Genomic DNA, 16,574 nt, shown 5'->3' on the forward strand with positions numbered 1-16,574 from the left:
GGACATGGAAAAGATACTGAATCAAAAGGTGGCCCTGATTACAGGCGCAGCGAGCGGAATCGGATTTGAAATCGCAAAGGAATTTGCATTACAGGGTGCATCTGTCATCGTATCAGACTTAAAAGCGGACGCAGCGGAGGACGCTGCCCGTCAAATCGCAGAGGCGGGAGGAGAGGCAATTGCCGCAGCCTGTGATGTAACAAATGAGGATCAGGTTGTTTCAGCCATTGAAACCGTCATGGAACGATATGGGAGACTGGATATTCTTGTGAATAATGCCGGCCTTCAGCATGTATCCCCCATTGAGGAGTTTCCGACCGGCCGTTTTGAATTTTTGATTAAAGTGATGCTTACTGCGCCATTTGTTGCGACTAAGCACGCATTCCCCATCATGAAGAAACAGCAGTTCGGACGGATTATCAATATGGCTTCCATTAACGGACTGATCGGATTTGCCGGAAAGGCAGCCTATAACAGCGCAAAGCATGGCGTGATCGGCCTGACAAAGGTTTCTGCGCTTGAAGGGGCAGAGCATGGCATCACCGTCAATGCCGTTTGTCCGGGCTATGTGGATACACCGCTTGTCCGCAATCAGCTTTCAGATCTGGCCAAAACGAGAAAGGTTGAATTGGAAAAAGTTCTTGAAGAGGTCATTTATCCTCTCGTCCCGCAAAAGCGTCTCCTTGATGTTCAGGAAATTGCCGACTATGCCGTCTTCCTTGCGAGTGATAAAGCAAGGGGTGTAACGGGGCAGGCAGTTGTTTTGGATGGCGGGTATACGGTGCAATAATAAAAAAGCTGACACGGCGAAGTGAAAATCGTGTCAGCTTTTTTATGTAGGCTATGTTAAAGCATAATGTTGATTTTTAACACCTGTTGATTGCAGCGGAAGGCGTGAGACTCCGAGCTGAGAGCAGCGGGACAGGTGAGACCCCACAGACGGAAAGCGGCGAGGAGGCTCACCGCCAGCCCCGCGGAAAGCGAACGCCTGCTAGCTGCAATCAACAGCCAAGTTTAACAGAGACTTTATATAAAAAAATAAAACAGAAAAAGCCGGCACTGCATGGGAAAGGTGCCTGCTAATCCCTTTTATCTTTGAATCTTCTCATGAAACCGATGGCTCCGGTCGAAAAGCAAGACATCAACATGAACAGAGGTTGCTTCTGGAAGCGTGAATGTCTTGCTGGCTGAGGAGATAGTTCCGTTCGATTCTGCTGCTTTAAAGGAAATAACATAGTTTCCGGCCTGGAGAGGGATCTCTTTCTGAACATCCTCCACAGTGGAGAGCATGGATGAAACCTTGGAATCTTCTTCTCTTGCAATCGTAATCTGTAAGCCGGATATCTCTTCAGCAATGATCCGTGCCGAAACGGAGCGGCGGGAGGCTTCCGCATAAATCCTTGGCGGAAGCTGATTTTTACGGGTGATGTCCGGGTCCAGATAATCTCTCGGAATGGATTGCGCGATATACCATCTTTCCAATAAGTAAAGCTTTTCATCGGGAAAACGGGTTTCAGAAAAATGAATCCAGTTTCGGACGGAATCATCCGGAATACCTGCTGCATAGAAGGGCAATACCCGGCTGATTAGATTAAAACTGCTATTCCGGTCTATTGCATAATTCGGAGCATCATCCGGTGTGTTCCATGGATGCTCTTTTGTGTATTCGTTAAATAGCCATTCTCCGATTTTTACATCTGCTTCCATCCATTTCCTGTTCCCCCAAACCTGGGCAAGCTGGTAGAGCATATCGCCAGAATATCCTCCGTAATTAGTATCTTCTACAAGAGTAAGGTTCTGTGTCAGCGGGAGTGAACCGTTTTTCTTCTGAAGGGCAAGCACAGCTTCCGTTTCGTTAAAAACAATGTCTTTTGCAAGGGAGCTTTGATAAAAGGCTGATTTTGGCTCCCAGTATAACTCGGAAAATAGGGAAGCCACTTGAAGATTCTGATTTGGATTCAGTTCATAAGGGCCAATTTCGCCCTTATCGGAAATGCCGTATGGAAAAACGGTATATCCCAGGTTTCTCTTTCTAGGCACTTTTTCAATCCAGAGAGCTGCCTGCTTATCGACCATAGCCAATATTTCCGGCAGTTTCGTATATTGATAAGCCTCCAGCAATCCCCGGCTGTCCCTTGCAAATTGGTCGCGGTACCACCAGCCTGAAGCCTGATAATCCATTGATCGGAGTTTTCCATTTTTTATATAATTCTTTTTATACAAAGGCATCATGTCTTTAAGCATCTTTTTATAGGCCCGGTCTTTTGTTACGTGATAAAGAAACCCGATATGCTTCGGCAAATAGCCTAAATACTTCGTTTTTTCTTTCATCGTCCAAGCATCATTTGACAGGGCATCGCTTTTTCCTTTTTCACTTAAGCGGGGCCATCGGTCTTTGAGGGAAGTCAGCTGGGGGAACAGAAAATAAGGATTGTTCACATCGTATGCACGGTCCAGATCGAGGAATTGCTGTTCAAGCCTGATTCGTTTAGCGGAAAGCATGCTTCCGGACTCCGCTGGATGCTCGTCCATATTCCGTCTTTCGAGACGATGCAGTTTATTTAGATCAGACCTGACTTGTTCAAGGCTCGCCTGATTCAGTCTGTTCTCAATAAGCAGAGCCAGCCGGTACTGCGAAATCCGGTACATCGTATCTTCTTTGGCTACTTTAGCTGGTTTAACATATTTTCTATTTAACGTCCCCCGGAGTTTCTGATCAGGGACTTTCCCGATCGCAGCTTCGGTTTCTTCAAGCTTCTTGATCAGTCCATCATAATGGCGGTTTATTTCCTCAAGATTCTCTTTTGCGATAAGAGAATGATATTTATCTGTATTAGTTTTTAGCTGTTGCCCTGTCACGACGGCGCTGTGAAATTGTGTAACAGCAGAAGCGAGGGGAGTCCTGCTCATACCATAAACAAAACCGCCAACAAGGAGAAAGCTGAGCGCAAGTCGCACGAATTTTTTCACCGTAAGATTCCTCACATTCACTTCATTACTCTGGCAGCATCCATACAGGCTACTGAAACAGTATATCATCCCTTTCATTTCACAGGAGAAAAAATTCTTCCATATGAGGAAGAGTGTTGATTAATCTAGCGAACTGCCATTATGATAGGGTAAGAATGAAAGCGCTGACAAAGGAGGGGAGCTATGTGAAAGGATTAGTGGAGCTGATACCATCCGAGTGGCTGGAGGAAGTGATCAATCTTGCTGCCGAATGCACCGTTGTGGTCGATCATGAAGGAATGATTCTTTATTTAAACCATGCTTATTGTGAATTTCTGAATGTAACGGCAGACGAGGCGATCGGAAAGCCTGTTCAGGAGGTTATTGAAAACTCAAGAATGCAAATCGTAGCCAAAACCGGAAAGCCAGAAGTGGCATCCATTCATCCCATCAATGGAAGTGAAATGATCGCCAACCGCTATCCGCTCTTTGTCGATGGAGAGCTTGTGGGAGCGGTTGGGACAGTTATGTTCCGTAATCCGCAAGAGTGGATGGATTATTCAAGAAAACTGCAGCCGCTTATGGAAGAATTGAATTACTATAAAAACCGTTTTGAAAAAGAATTAAACAGCAAGTATCATTTTGGAGATTTAATCGGGGAAAGCACGAAGTTCAAAGAGGCGAAGCTTTTAGCGGAGCGTGTGTCAGACAGTCATTCAGCTGTTCTGCTGCTGGGGGAATCGGGTACAGGAAAAGAGCTGTTTGCCCATGCCATTCATCAGACAAGCGGGAGAAGATACGCCCCATTTATGAGGATTAACTGTGCATCCATTCCTGAACAATTATTTGAGTCTGAAATATTCGGTTATGAAGAAGGCTCATTTACAGGAGCCAAAAAAGGCGGAAAAAAGGGGAAATTTGAGCTCGCGAGCGGCGGAACCATCTTTCTGGATGAAATCGGAGACCTTCCCCTGCAAATGCAAAGCAAGCTTTTACGAGTCCTTCAGGAACGCGAAATTGAAAGAATCGGAGGGAGGGCGCCGATCCGGATTGATGTCCGTGTCATTGCTGCCACCCACCGGAACCTGGAGGAGATGGTGGAAGCGGGAGAGTTTCGCCACGATCTGTATTACCGGCTGAATGTAATAAAAATTGATATTCCCCCTTTAAGGGAGCGGATCGAAGACATTAGTCCGCTCAGTGCCGCACTCCTTAAAAAGCTCGAGGGAAAATTCCACCGGTACGGCCTGAATTTATCAGATGAGGCCGCCCTGTGCCTTGCCCGGCATCATTGGCCTGGAAACATCCGTGAACTTGAGAATGTGCTGGAACGTGCCGTCAATGTATTAGACGGACATGTGATTTTTCCGGAGCATTTGCCTTTGTATTTAAGAGAGGAAGAACAAGTCATTCGTACAGAACGGCCTCTTCCCGACAAATATATTGTCTCCCCTCAGAGAACGGTTTCCTTAAAGGAAGCGGTATGTCTGGCAGAAAAAACAGCAATTAAACATGCCCTGCAAGAATCCGGCGGCAGTAAAACAGAAGCAGCCAGGCTATTAGGGATAGGGAAAACGAGTTTATATGATAAATGCAGACAATATTTTATTCGTTGATTGTAAATTTAACATTGAGAAAAACAGTTCTTTAGGACTGATTCTTAAGAATTATTGGAAAAGGATTGGTTTTTTGCGGAAATTTTACTAAATAAAAAAGATTCAAATGTATCATGCATGTTGAATAATTATTTTTAACATCATGAAAATTCATTGAACTAAAATCAAATGAGTCAGAGGATTACAAAAGACCTACTTATGTTCCGTCATTAGACAAACGCCGTCATTTAATTTACATTCCTTCTAGGAAAATTTACAAGAATCACATAGAAATCCCAGTAACATTGATATATATTTTTTACGAGGATTTTCCCAGAGGAGGATAAAAATGATCGAAAAAAAAGGTAAATCGTTTATCCAGGTAATGATCGTATGTGCACTTATTTTCAGTATGCTGACGCCATGGTTTCCGAATACGACCAAAGCAGCGGATAATCTTACCGTTGCAGAGGCTATTGCCAACAACAATGGCCAGACTGCCACAGTAGAAGGATACATAGTAGCCCATACGTCAGGGGTCAAATCAGTTAAATACGATCCCCCATTTGGCAATGATTACAATGTAGCCATTGCAGACAGCAGTACCGAAAAAGATGTGAATAAAATGGTCTCCGTTCAGCTTCCATCCGGATTCCGTGCTAATTTTGGACTTCAGTCCAATCCGGGAAATATCGGCAAGAAAATCATCGTAACCGGTGAACTTTTAGCCTATAACGGAATGCCTGGCGTGAAAAATGCCGGCAAGATAGAATTTTCAGGCGGGACGACACTTCCTCCAGCTGAAGAGAAATCCATAGCAAGTGCCCGTATCCTTCCTAAAGGAACAACGGCTGCTATAACTGGAACAGTCACTGCCATTTTTACGGCAGGCGGGAAGAACAATGTTTTTGTCCAAGATGAAACAGCAGGCATCATTGTGAGAGGAACAGGATTGGAATCAAAAGTAAAAGCAGGAGATCAAATTAAAGCATCAGGCCCAATAAATGACTATTTTGGGATGCCTCAGCTAGAACCTGCCAGTTCAGACACAGTTGTGGTGGTAAAGGAAGGCGCTGGTATTCCTGCTCCACAGGCTGTTTCTTCTCAGGATATAAATGAACAAACAGAAGGGGAACTTGTTACTGTAACCCACGCAGAGGTTGGAATGAAGGACATGAATGGCAACTTTTCTGCATCAGACTCAAAAGGAAAGTTTGTCATTAAACCTGCAGACAGCTTTCTGCTCGCAGAAGGGAAAAAATATGATTCCATAACAGGGGTTGTGGACTACAATTTTAATGAATACAAACTCATACCCAGAACCGCAGCTGATGTGATTGAAGATTCCTCAGCGGTTCTCCCGGTGAGCGCAAACCCAGCTCCAGGCTTGGTGAAAGCAGGGACTGAAGTAACCCTGACATCCGGAACTGAAGGAGCAGTGATTCATTACACGCTGGATGGAACCGAGCCTTCCGAACAAAGTCAGGAATATACAGGTCCAATTAAAATAGAAAAAGATACAGTTATCAAAGCAGCTGCTATGAAAAGCGGATTTAAAAGCAGTGAGATGAGTGAGTTTGAATATAAAATTCAAAAAGCTTCCGTCCGCATTCATGATATTCAGGGTGAAACTCATCATTCACCATTCAATAATCAGAACGTATCGGATGTAGAAGGAATAGTGACTTATGTAGCAGATAGCAATAATTTTTACATGCAGGATATGAATCCGGATAAAAATGATCATACATCCGAAGGGGTTCTGGTTTACAAACGTGCTCATGGCTTACAGTCAGGAGATTCCGTCAAAGTAAGCGGACAGGTTAAAGAATGGGTGCTTGAGGGATACAGCGAGAAGCTGCAAACCGATTTGCCTGTAACAGAAATCAATGCTGCAGGAATCACAAAAGTTGCATCAGGGATGCCTTTGCCTGAGCCGGTTGTCATTGGAAAGGACCGGAAAGCCCCAACTCAAATTATTGATAACGATCAATTTGGAACATTTGATCCTGAAGAAGATGGAATTGATTTTTATGAAAGCCTTGAAGGAATGAGAGTGGCTGTCGAAAATCCGAAAATCATAGCTCCGCAAAATTACGGAGAATTAAACGTTGTACCCGGAACGGTTGAGACCAACACAGTAAGCGGTGGTCTTCGGGCAACGAAGGATGATTTTAATCCTGAACGCCTCATTATTGATATCAATGACAATTCGTTTCTGGCTAAAACAGGAGATTATTTTAAAGGTACGGTAAATGGCGTTTTAAGCTACGGCTTTAGTAATTATAAAATACTAAGCCAAAGAACAGAGCTGCCTGAATTTGTACAAGGAAAAACAGAACGCGAAATCACTGCAATCAAAAGCAAAAAGGATGAACTGACGGTTGCTTCGTACAACGTAGAGAATTTCTCTCCTGCAGATCGTGACGAAAAAGTGACAAAGTTGGCTCAAGCAATCGTGAACAATTTAAAAAGTCCCGATATTGTAGGCTTAACAGAAATGCAGGATAATGACGGTCCGGCTGATTCAGGAACTACAGCCGCTGACTTAAGCTTTAAAAGATTGATTGATAAAATCAAAGCTCTTGGAGGCCCGGAATATTCTTATACAGATATTGCCCCCGAAGATAAAAAAGACGGAGGCCAGCCCGGCGGTAACATTCGTGTAGGCTTCCTTTATAACGAAAAACGGGTAAAACTTGCACCGGGAACAAAAGGGACGGCCACTCAGGCTGTCGGCTATGAAAAAGGAAAGCTTACTTTAAATCCAGGACGAATTGACCCGGGCAACAAAGCGTTTGAATCCAGCAGGAAGCCGCTTGCTGCACAGTTCAAATTCAGAGGCGAAAACGTAATCGTGATTGCGAATCATTTTAATTCAAAGGGCGGAGATGAGCCGCTATTCGGAAAAAATCAGCCTCCGCAACTAAAAAGTGAAATCCAGCGCCATCAAATTGCCGGAATCATCAACAGTTTCGTCAAAGATGTTAAAAAGAAGGACCCGCAAGCGAACATGATTGTACTAGGGGATTTCAACGATTTCGAGTTCTCTAAAACCTTCGATATTTTAAAAGGGTCTGAACTTGCAAATATGGTTGATAAAATTAAACCTGAAGAAAGATACTCTTACACATATCAAGGAAATTCACAGGTTCTTGACCATATTCTAGTGTCCAGACACCTTGCCGAGACAACGAAAGCGGACATCGTCCACATTAACTCTTCATTTATGGAAGAACAGGGCCGCGCAAGCGATCATGACCCGCTCTTAATTCAAGTCGACTTTAGTTCAAGACAAAGAATCTGCAGCATCCTGGATCAAATTCCATATACAAATAAAGAGCAGTTTGATAAGCTTTGCACACGTTAATAGGTAATGAAAGACCTGCTGATTAAAAGCAGGTCTTTTTTTTGTGCAGACAGGTTTTGGTGTTTTATTCAGATGGGCTCCGTGGCAACCAAGGGAAATTAAGCACTGATTTTTAGTAGAGGGGCTATCAAGATGTGCTAGATTGATAAGGAATGTTTGAATTCACCTGAATATTTGGAGAAAATGATTTAAAAGAGGTGATCAATATGCCGGAAGGACCGGAAATCAGGAGAGCGGCCGATCAAATCGAAGCGGCGGTTATGAATGCACCCATTCTGGAAGTATTCTTCGGACTGGAGCCTCTGCAGGAGTATGAATCCCTTTTTCAGGGCGCTCAACTGAAAAAGATAGAGACGAAGGGAAAAGCCATGCTGATCCGGTTTGATAATGGCTATACCGTCTATTCTCATAATCAGCTTTACGGGAAATGGTTTATCCGCTCTTCCTATACGTACCCGAAAACGAACAGGCAGCTTAGAATGGCGATTCATACGGAGAAGAAATCCGCCCTTTTATACAGTGCGTCCGATATCCTGGTTATGACGGATAAAGAAGCAGACAAACATCCATTTATTTTAAAGGCAGGTCCGGATTTATTAAATGACGAAGTAACAGCAGATGAGCTAGTTAAACGGTTTGTTTCAACGTCCTTCTGCAAAAGAAAATGGGTATCATTGCTTCTTGATCAGTCTTTTATTGCAGGCATCGGTAATTATTTAAGGAGTGAGATTCTTTTTGAGGCCCGTATACATCCCGATCTGCGCCCGGCAGACTGTTCTCTGGAACAGCTGAAGCAAGCGGCAGAATCCGCCTTAAGACTGACATGGAGGTCATATGAAACGGGGGGGATTACGGCAGATCCTGAACTTGCCGCCAGGTTAAAAAAAGAGGGGGTCAAACGCTCTTCATACAGGCACTGGGTTTTCAACAGAGAAGGGGAGCATTGCCGGATCTGCGGGGCCCATATAAAAAAGACAATGGCTGCTTCTAGGCGAATTTACTATTGTCCTGACTGTCAGCGCAAAACGCATCCATGAATTAAGCTGAAAAATATTGTTTGGAAAATAAAGGGTGATGTATAATGGGAGCTAAAAAGGAGATCGGGATGCTTATTTATGAGACGAAGGATTTTAAACGGATCGCAAAAATGAACAAGCACGTACAGAAGGTTCATGCCGATTTATTACCGGAAAAGTTTAAAGACTATAAGTCCAGGCCGGTTCAGGATTTTTTTGAGAAAATCGCAGAGAAGGAGAATCATTCTTTCTATATCCTTGAAGTGGATGGTGAACCGGCAGGGTACATGTGGATGGAAGAAAAGGCATATCCCGATACTCCATTTAAAAAAGGCTACCGCTCTTTATACATTCATCAAATCAGTATGAACGAAAAGGTGAGAGGTAAAGGGTATGGGACCAGGCTGATGGAAAAAGCAGAGCTTCTTGCGAAGGAATGCGGAATCACATGCATCGAGCTTGATTATTGGGCAGATAATGAAGCTGCAGGTTCATTTTATAAAAAACTGGGTTATAAGAAAACGAGAGAATTCGTTAGTTATGAATGGTAAGAAGCAGAGGAGGCAACCTTCTGTTTCTTTTTTTTGATGTCATGTTTTCTGTGAGCGGTAAAGGAATTGGAAGATTAATATTGCCTATGCTTTGGAAAATAGTTGCAGAAACTCTCTATTTCAATTAGTATCTAATTAGATATATATCTAATTTATTGGAATGGGGCAGGTTTATGAGAATCGTGCATATTCTCCGGGAAGAAAAAAATTATGCGAGGCTTTTTTATGCGGGACTCGTAAACGGGATTGGAGACCGCTTCAGCCAAGTTGCATTGCTGTCGCTTCTTTTATATCTAACGGGCTCTGGAATGGCTGTTGGAATTGCGATGGCTCTGAGGCTTGTGCCGTTTTTATTTTTCGGGCCGCTTGGAGGGTTTTTGGCAGACCGCTATTCAAGAAGAACGATTTTAATGACAGCTGATTTCTTCAGAATCGTTTTTGCTGTTTCATTTGTCTTTATTGACAGTGCGTCTATGATTTGGCTTGCGTACGTGAGCTCTTTTTTTCTGGCAGCGGGAGAGGCTATTTATGCCCCGGCCAGAAGGTCTTCTATCCCTTTTTTGGTCAAGTCTGAGAATCTGCAAGCCGTAAATGGGTTAGAGCAAGTCATGCTTGGAGCTGTCCTGATTGCCGGTTCGGTTTCCGGAGGCATCGTTACCTTCTTTTTTGGGCCTGATGTCACATTTTGGCTGAATGGATTTTCCTTTCTGGCCGCTGCCTGTCTTCTTTATCAGCTTCCCGCAAAGTATGGAGCTGAAAAGGAAGAAGGAGGACAGAACAGATCTTTTATCGGGTCAATAAAAACAGTAAAACAAGTGGTGTCCGCCTCTGCTATCCTGTTTATCATTTTCCTGTTTGAGCTGACAGTTCCCGTCTTCAATGGGATTGATAATGTGTTGATCAGTGTATACGCTGTGCAGGAGTTTCGATTGGGGGATATGGGAGTAGGTCTCTTCTATGGATCTCTCGGGACGGGGCTTGTGCTTAGTTTTCTAGTGAGTCCGAGAATAAAAAGCCGCTTTCTTCAAATTGGAATTTTTACTCTCTTTCTGGAAGGGATTTTTCTCATTCTGTTAAGCACAGCTTCAATACCGGCCGCCGCGTCCTTGCTCTTCGTCCTGATGGCATTTGTATCGGGAATTGGGAACGCCTGCTTTGATTCGCTCATCATGAAAGAAAGCCCTAAACATCACCAGGGGATGATTTTCGGATTTCTATCCACCATGTCAAATACATTGATGGGTCTGTCGATGCTGGGTGCCGGGATTTTACTGGAATGGATCCCGAACCGGGTTATGGGTATGCTTGGAGGGGCGGGGTTTGTGATGATTGGATGTATGTTAATGGTTTTTTATCTATTGCGCAAAAATAAAGGGGATATGCGTAAAAACACGGTTTTATCTATGGATAAAAAAGGGTAATAAAAACTATCGGCATGAATGAACAGGCAGATAAATTTGCGATATGGAAAGCGTCGCAGCGGAGGAGGGGCACATATGATTGAAGAAACCAGTTGGAATTCATGGCCAATGAAAAAAGAAGCTGCTATTCTTCTTTATAAAACAGATAAAGTGGAAGAATTTCTTGCTAAGTTTCCTGATACCCGCTCCATTTATCAAAAAATAGAGCTCGAAGACGAAAATTTTTCGCTTCATTTTAAAAAAGCCGCCATGGATTTGGAGGATGCTGAAAGAGAATTGAAAACAATCGGTCTTCAGCTGAAGCAGGAAATGGATAAAACCATTCAATTGATGAGGAATTTCTAATGAAAATAAGAAAAGAGCTTCTCCGGCTGCAGCATGAAGTGGAAAAAGCAGAAAAGTCAGCAACGGAAGCCACCCGCATTCTAAATGCGATGTTCGACTCTGATTACCCTGACAGTCATTTGACCTCGACCGATTCCATTGAGCATCTAAAAGAACAAATGGATACTCAAATGATTCAATACCGGAGAAAATTAAATCATATAAAAAAACTGCTCTCAGAAGCAAGCGGATCTCATTGATTGACAGAAGCTTGCTTGATATGAGGCAGTTTTTTGTCGTTCAGGAACAAATAGAATTAAAGACCTATTAAAGACATGTCTGTAAATTGTAAAATCATGATAAGCGGAAAATTCAGTCTATTTATTGGATCTGCGATTAGCGTGAAAGAACAGTGGAAAAATAGCCATTATCGTGCTGACTGTCCTTGAGTTGAATAATCTTTATCAAATCTTTTTTCATTAAGGAGAACCATTATGAAAACCATTCAGCAGGTCGAGGAAAAAATGACAGCTCCATCTGACGCTCTTATACAGGATATGAAAAAGGTAGACGGCGATGTTCTCATTCTGGGAGCGGGAGGGAAAATGGGACCGACTTTGGCAAAGCTTGCAAAAAATGCCCTGATGGCCGGTGGATCAAAGCAAAGGGTTATAGCCGTTTCCCGTTTCTCGGAATCTTCCACAAGAGAAGATCTTGAAAAAAACGGAGTCGAAACGATTTCAGCAGATTTATTAAGGGAGGAGCAGCTAAAAGGACTTCCACAAACAGCGAATGTTGTGTACATGGCCGGCAATAAATTCGGCACGAAGGGGAATGAGCATTTTACATGGGCCATGAATACATATTTGCCGGGAAGAGTAGCAGAGCATTTTCGCGAATCGCGAATTGTTTCATTTTCAACAGGTAATGTATATCCTTTAACAGAAATAAAGAAAGGAGGACCAACGGAAGAGCATGAGCCGGGTCCCGTTGGCGAGTATGCCCAATCCAGCCTGGGAAGAGAACGGATTTTTACTTATTTTTCCCATCACTACCGGATACCGATGGTTCATTTCCGTTTAAATTATGCGATTGATATGAGGTACGGCGTGCTGCTGGAGGTAGCAAAAGCTGTGCATGCAGAACGTCCGATTGATGTGACGATGGGGCATGTCAATGTGATCTGGCAGGGGGATGCGAATGAAATGGCGCTCCGCTCTCTTCTTCACTGCCAATCTCCGCCGGTTATTCTAAATATCACCGGGCCTGAAACAGTAAGCATCCGCTGGCTGGCCGGTCAGTTCGGAAAACGATTCAATAAAAAGCCCGAATTTACTGGCGAAGAACAGCCGGCTGCTTTAATCAGCAACGCCGCAAAATCCCATCAGCTGTTTGGCTATCCGAATGTACCGCTCCTGGACATGATTGACTGGACAGCGGATTGGGTCCTGGGTGATGGGAAGACCATAAATAAACCGACTCATTTTCAGGAACGGCAGGGGGCTTATTAAATGGATGCATCTAAATGGAAGCTATTGAGAGAAGGAACGGTCATTCCGGCTCATCCTCTTGCATTAACGGACAGCCGAAAGCTGGATGAAAAAAGGCAAAGGGCGCTTACACGCTATTACATGGAAAGCGGGGCCGGAGGGATGGCTGTCGGCGTGCACACGACCCAATTTGAAATAAGGAAACCCGAAATCGGTTTGTTTGAGCCTGTACTGAGAATGGCAGCAGAAGAGACAGCGGATATTGGGCGCCCCTTTTTAAAAATCGCCGGGGTATGCGGCCCGTTAAGCCAGGCATTGGAAGAAGCCATCATGGCCAGGAATTTAGGATATGATCTTGTACTTGTAAGCAACGGCGGCCTCACGGATTATTCAGAGGATGAGCTGCTGGAGAGGACGAGGCAAATCAGCGAAATTCTTCCAGTATTCGGGTTTTATCTACAGCCTTCAGTCGGAGGAAGAGTGTTATCTTATCATTTTTGGAGGAAAATGGCGGATCTGCCCGGTGTAGCGGCGATAAAAATGGCCCCGTTCAACCGATATCAAACACTTGATGTTGCAAGAGCTGTCTGCCATTCAGAAAGACGGGATGAGATTGCGCTTTACACTGGAAATGACGATAATATCGTAGCCGACCTGCTCACTTCATTCCGATTTACCATTGACGGCAGGTCAGTCGAAAAAGAGATTGCAGGGGGCTTGCTCGGACATTGGGCTGTTTGGACACAAAAAGCGGTTGGCCTGCTTGAAAAAATCAAAACGGCAAAGCAAACGGGAGAAGGGATCCTCGAGCTGCTTGCGGAGGGAACCCAAATTACGGATGCCAATGCGGCCTTTTTTGATTCGGCCAATCAATTCAGAGGGTGTATTGCAGGGATCAATGAAGTTTTGAAAAGACAAGGGCTAATGGAGGGGAATTGGTGTCTCGATCCGGAAGAACGGCTTAGCACGGGCCAAGCGGAAGAAATCAGCCGTGTTTATAGCGAATACACGCATTTGCATGATGATGACTTTATCCGTTCACATTTGAATGAATGGACCGGGTCCCGCTAGGAGGGAAAGATCATGAATCGAGGCATAGTCATAGGAATTATCGGTCCTCATGAAATCGGTGAGAGCATTCGCTCGGCTGTAAAGGATTTTCCATCACTCACGCCGGTTTTCAGACTCTCAGACCGCCTGGCGGATGCAGCAGTCTTTGCAGCAGAACTGATGGAAGAGGCGGATATCCTCCTTTTTTCCGGTAAGACTCCTTATATTGAAGCTTTGAAGACATGTGCATTTACTATACCTGCCCACTATATTCCGCTGAAGGGATCGGGTTTATATCGTGCCATTCATTTATTGAAAAATAAAACCCATTTATTGTCGGGGCTTTCGATTGATACGCTTTCTCCGGAACAGGTAGCCGGAGCATTAGAGGATCTCGATGAACAAACCGATTGGGTGAAAGCGGTCGAGTATCCTTCATCCGGCCTGCATCTCAAGCAAGCAGCGGAATGGAAGGCAACAGCTGTTTTGACAGGAAAAAAGGAAGTAGCGGAAGAACTTGAAGCAAAAGGGATTCCGGCTGTTTGGGTGATCCCGACAAAGGGAGACATCGTGGTCGCGCTGGAGAGGGCTTTGCTTGCAACCGAGAAAAGAAAAAGTCTGGAGGCCCAGATTGTAATTGGGATGATGCGCATTACGAATTATGAAGGGTTAATGGAAGCATCATCCGAGCATGACGTTCAAAGGCAAAAACTTCAGCTGCATGCGAAAATCCTCCGTTATGTCGAAAGCCTTGAGGGACATCTGACAGATTTAGGCGGTGAGCATTATGTGTTCGTTACAACAAGAGGAGCCTTTGAGCGAGTGACCGAAGGCTTTAAAACCATCCCGATTTTAGAGGAAACAAAGAAAAACGGGCAAATGACTCTTCATATTGGGATTGGATTTGGATACTCAGCAAGTGAAGCCGGCGCTCATTCAAGAATTGCGCTTCGTCAGGCAGCAGAATATGGGCCAAATCAATGTTTCATTGTCAGAGAAGATAAAAGTGCGGTTGGACCGCTCGAATGGTCCAGTCCACTCGTCTATAGGCTGTCATTGGCAGATGATGTTTTATTAAACATGGCAAAAAAAGCCGGGATGACAGCCGTCCATCTGGAGAGGACGCTTGCGAAACTTCTTCGCACAGGAAAAAAACAGTTTACAGCTCAGGAAATGGCCTCGATCCTTGGAGTTACTTCGAGAACCGCCAACCGGATGATAATTCAGTGGACAGAAGCGGGCATTGCTCTTGCTGCTGGAGAAGAGAAGCTGAAGACAAGGGGGCGTCCGCGCCAGTTATATCGAATTTCTTTAGAATAGGCGATGTTAAAGCGTGCTGCTGATTTTTAACACCTGTTAGTGGAGCGGAAACCGGAGTGCAGCGCAAATCAACAGCAAAAGCTATAGAATAAACCGGACTGCCGGCAATGACGTCCGGCAGTTTTTATTTTCGCTGCATTATGAGGCGGTGCAGCTGTTTCTTCTATACTTTGGCAAACGGAAAAGGGGATGGGGATTGGAGTGATGAACAAGGTTATATATGCAGTCGGAACTATTGTACATAATGATCAACGCAATTCATTCTCAGCAGATGAAGCTCTCAGCTATGGATAATGGCAGAAGAGGAAACGTGAGAAAAAGGACGAATCAGGAAGATGGACGAAGAACGGGTATGCCCGGATTAAAGTGATTGAATCAGAGAAAAAGGTGTGGAATGATCGCCTGTCATTGAACAGAAACCCTCTGTCCCAAAGCGTATAAGTGAGGGCGGACGGTCTATAAGGTAAATTCAATCAGCCGAATAGGTTCCGTGAGAATCTGCATCGTATGAAAATCTTAAGCTTAAAGGTTTAAATGCTGTAATTTATGGAATGACTATTACAAAAGCCGTGCAGTATTACAAAACGTTGCAAAGAGATAACAATTGGGCGGATATGGTTTCTTTTTTATTGCCAGTCCGATACAATGCCAACTGTAGCGATTTTAAATTGAATACAGCAGGAGGAGAAAAGATGAAAAAAATAATGTATCCTCTCATCATAGGATTAATGAGCGTGGTTTTGGCCGCATGCGGAGCCCAGGATCAGGCACAGAAGGAAGAGCCAAAGAAATCAGAAGAACAGTCTAAATCGGATCAGCCAAGTCAAAAAGAGCAGCAAAAACAAATGGAAGAAATGCAAAAGAAAATGGAAGCGCAAAGAGTGGATGATAAAAAGACGGTTGCTACGGTAAACGGGCAGAAGATAACAGGAAGCGACTATAATAGTGTACTCTCCTCTACTCAAATGCAAATGCAGCAAATGGGCCAGGACCCCACTGCCAAAGAAGCGCTGAAACAAGTAAAAGATCAAACGGTCAATACGCTTGTCGGTCAAAATCTTTTGATGCAGGAAGCAGATAAAAAAGGCTTTAAAGCGTCTGATGACGAAGTGAAGAAACAAATCGATGAGATTAAGAAGCAATACAACAATGATGAGAAAAAATTCCAGGAAGCTTTGAAAATGCAGAAAATGAATGAACAACAGCTTAATGAGCAAGTAGCAGAAAGCATAAAAATGAACAAATACGTGGAGAAAGAAATTCCTGCACCGGCAATAACGGATAAAGAGATTGAGGACTATTATAATCAATTCGCCCAGCAAGGCGGCCAAAAACCGCCGAAGCTTGAAGAAGTAAAACCTCAAATTAAGCAGCAGCTTACTCAGCAAAAACAAAACGAAACACTCGGCAAAAAGGTGGAAGAGCTCAAAAAAACAGCAAAAGTGGAAGTAATGATTTAATACAAAAGGGCTGACTCATTCGGGTCGG

At 44.0% G+C, this 16,574-nt stretch carries 13 protein-coding genes; 12 read left to right on the top strand and 1 reads right to left on the bottom strand.

Annotated features, from left to right (window positions below; all coding sequences use genetic code 11):
- Window positions 1-16: 16 nt before the first annotated feature.
- Window positions 17-790: a 3-hydroxybutyrate dehydrogenase gene (locus CEF21_RS10510; RefSeq protein WP_123920151.1), complete on the top strand. Its 774-nt coding sequence runs from the start codon at window positions 17-19 to the stop codon at window positions 788-790.
- A gap of 299 nt (window positions 791-1,089) precedes the next feature.
- Here the strand turns inward: CEF21_RS10510 and CEF21_RS10515 are convergent, their stop codons facing one another.
- Window positions 1,090-2,970 carry a hypothetical protein gene (locus CEF21_RS10515; RefSeq protein ID WP_123916117.1) on the bottom strand — a complete coding sequence of 627 codons (1,881 nt, stop codon included), beginning with the start codon at window positions 2,968-2,970 and terminating at the stop codon, window positions 1,090-1,092.
- 185 nt (window positions 2,971-3,155) lie between these two features.
- Here CEF21_RS10515 and CEF21_RS10520 point away from each other — a divergent pair, with 185 nt between their 5' ends.
- From CEF21_RS10520 to CEF21_RS10570, 11 genes are all read left to right on the top strand, one after another.
- Window positions 3,156-4,565, top strand: a complete 1,410-nt coding sequence (locus CEF21_RS10520; protein WP_123916119.1) for a sigma-54 interaction domain-containing protein — start codon at window positions 3,156-3,158, stop codon at window positions 4,563-4,565.
- Between the two features lie 328 nt (window positions 4,566-4,893).
- Window positions 4,894-7,914 carry a DUF6359 domain-containing protein gene (locus CEF21_RS10525; RefSeq protein ID WP_241156816.1) on the top strand — a complete coding sequence of 1,007 codons (3,021 nt, stop codon included), beginning with the start codon at window positions 4,894-4,896 and terminating at the stop codon, window positions 7,912-7,914.
- Between the two features lie 206 nt (window positions 7,915-8,120).
- Window positions 8,121-8,951: an endonuclease VIII gene (nei, locus tag CEF21_RS10530; protein ID WP_123916121.1), complete on the top strand. Its 831-nt coding sequence runs from the start codon at window positions 8,121-8,123 to the stop codon at window positions 8,949-8,951.
- A 44-nt stretch (window positions 8,952-8,995) separates the two neighbouring features.
- A complete protein-coding gene (locus CEF21_RS10535; RefSeq protein WP_123916123.1) occupies window positions 8,996-9,481 on the top strand; it encodes a GNAT family N-acetyltransferase in 486 nt (161 codons plus the stop codon).
- 173 nt (window positions 9,482-9,654) lie between these two features.
- Complete coding sequence (locus tag CEF21_RS10540; RefSeq protein WP_123916125.1) at window positions 9,655-10,902, top strand: MFS transporter; 1,248 nt, start codon at window positions 9,655-9,657, stop codon at window positions 10,900-10,902.
- Window positions 10,903-10,977: 75 nt separating this feature from the next.
- Complete coding sequence (locus tag CEF21_RS10545; RefSeq protein ID WP_123916127.1) at window positions 10,978-11,247, top strand: hypothetical protein; 270 nt, start codon at window positions 10,978-10,980, stop codon at window positions 11,245-11,247.
- Window positions 11,247-11,486 (top strand): hypothetical protein, encoded by a 240-nt coding sequence (locus CEF21_RS10550; RefSeq protein ID WP_123916129.1) that lies wholly within the window; start codon window positions 11,247-11,249, stop codon window positions 11,484-11,486. Before CEF21_RS10545 ends, CEF21_RS10550 begins: the two co-directional genes overlap by 1 nt.
- Before the next feature lie 234 nt (window positions 11,487-11,720).
- Window positions 11,721-12,737 (top strand): NAD-dependent epimerase/dehydratase family protein, encoded by a 1,017-nt coding sequence (locus CEF21_RS10555; RefSeq protein ID WP_123916131.1) that lies wholly within the window; start codon window positions 11,721-11,723, stop codon window positions 12,735-12,737.
- Window positions 12,738-13,787: a dihydrodipicolinate synthase family protein gene (locus CEF21_RS10560; protein ID WP_123916133.1), complete on the top strand. Its 1,050-nt coding sequence runs from the start codon at window positions 12,738-12,740 to the stop codon at window positions 13,785-13,787.
- 12 nt (window positions 13,788-13,799) lie between these two features.
- Entirely contained in the window at window positions 13,800-15,086 is a 1,287-nt protein-coding gene (locus tag CEF21_RS10565; RefSeq protein ID WP_123916135.1) for a helix-turn-helix domain-containing protein, read from the top strand.
- Between the two features lie 692 nt (window positions 15,087-15,778).
- Window positions 15,779-16,546, top strand: coding sequence for a SurA N-terminal domain-containing protein (locus CEF21_RS10570; RefSeq protein WP_123916137.1), 768 nt, complete (start codon window positions 15,779-15,781; stop codon window positions 16,544-16,546).
- Window positions 16,547-16,574 lie beyond the last annotated feature (28 nt).

Origin of the sequence: Bacillus sp. FJAT-42376 (assembly GCF_003816055.1) — a bacterium.
Classification (GTDB): Bacteria; Bacillota; Bacilli; order Bacillales; family Bacillaceae; genus Metabacillus_B.

Coding starts and splice junctions, on each gene's coding strand:
- CEF21_RS10570 (WP_123916137.1), top strand. CDS start 15,779: ATGAAAAAAATAATGTATCCTCTCATCATAGGATTAATGAGCGTGGTT.
- nei (WP_123916121.1), top strand. CDS start 8,121: ATGCCGGAAGGACCGGAAATCAGGAGAGCGGCCGATCAAATCGAAGCG.
- CEF21_RS10560 (WP_123916133.1), top strand. CDS start 12,738: ATGGATGCATCTAAATGGAAGCTATTGAGAGAAGGAACGGTCATTCCG.
- CEF21_RS10545 (WP_123916127.1), top strand. CDS start 10,978: ATGATTGAAGAAACCAGTTGGAATTCATGGCCAATGAAAAAAGAAGCT.
- CEF21_RS10525 (WP_241156816.1), top strand. CDS start 4,894: ATGATCGAAAAAAAAGGTAAATCGTTTATCCAGGTAATGATCGTATGT.
- CEF21_RS10550 (WP_123916129.1), top strand. CDS start 11,247: ATGAAAATAAGAAAAGAGCTTCTCCGGCTGCAGCATGAAGTGGAAAAA.
- CEF21_RS10540 (WP_123916125.1), top strand. CDS start 9,655: ATGAGAATCGTGCATATTCTCCGGGAAGAAAAAAATTATGCGAGGCTT.
- CEF21_RS10565 (WP_123916135.1), top strand. CDS start 13,800: ATGAATCGAGGCATAGTCATAGGAATTATCGGTCCTCATGAAATCGGT.
- CEF21_RS10535 (WP_123916123.1), top strand. CDS start 8,996: ATGGGAGCTAAAAAGGAGATCGGGATGCTTATTTATGAGACGAAGGAT.
- CEF21_RS10555 (WP_123916131.1), top strand. CDS start 11,721: ATGAAAACCATTCAGCAGGTCGAGGAAAAAATGACAGCTCCATCTGAC.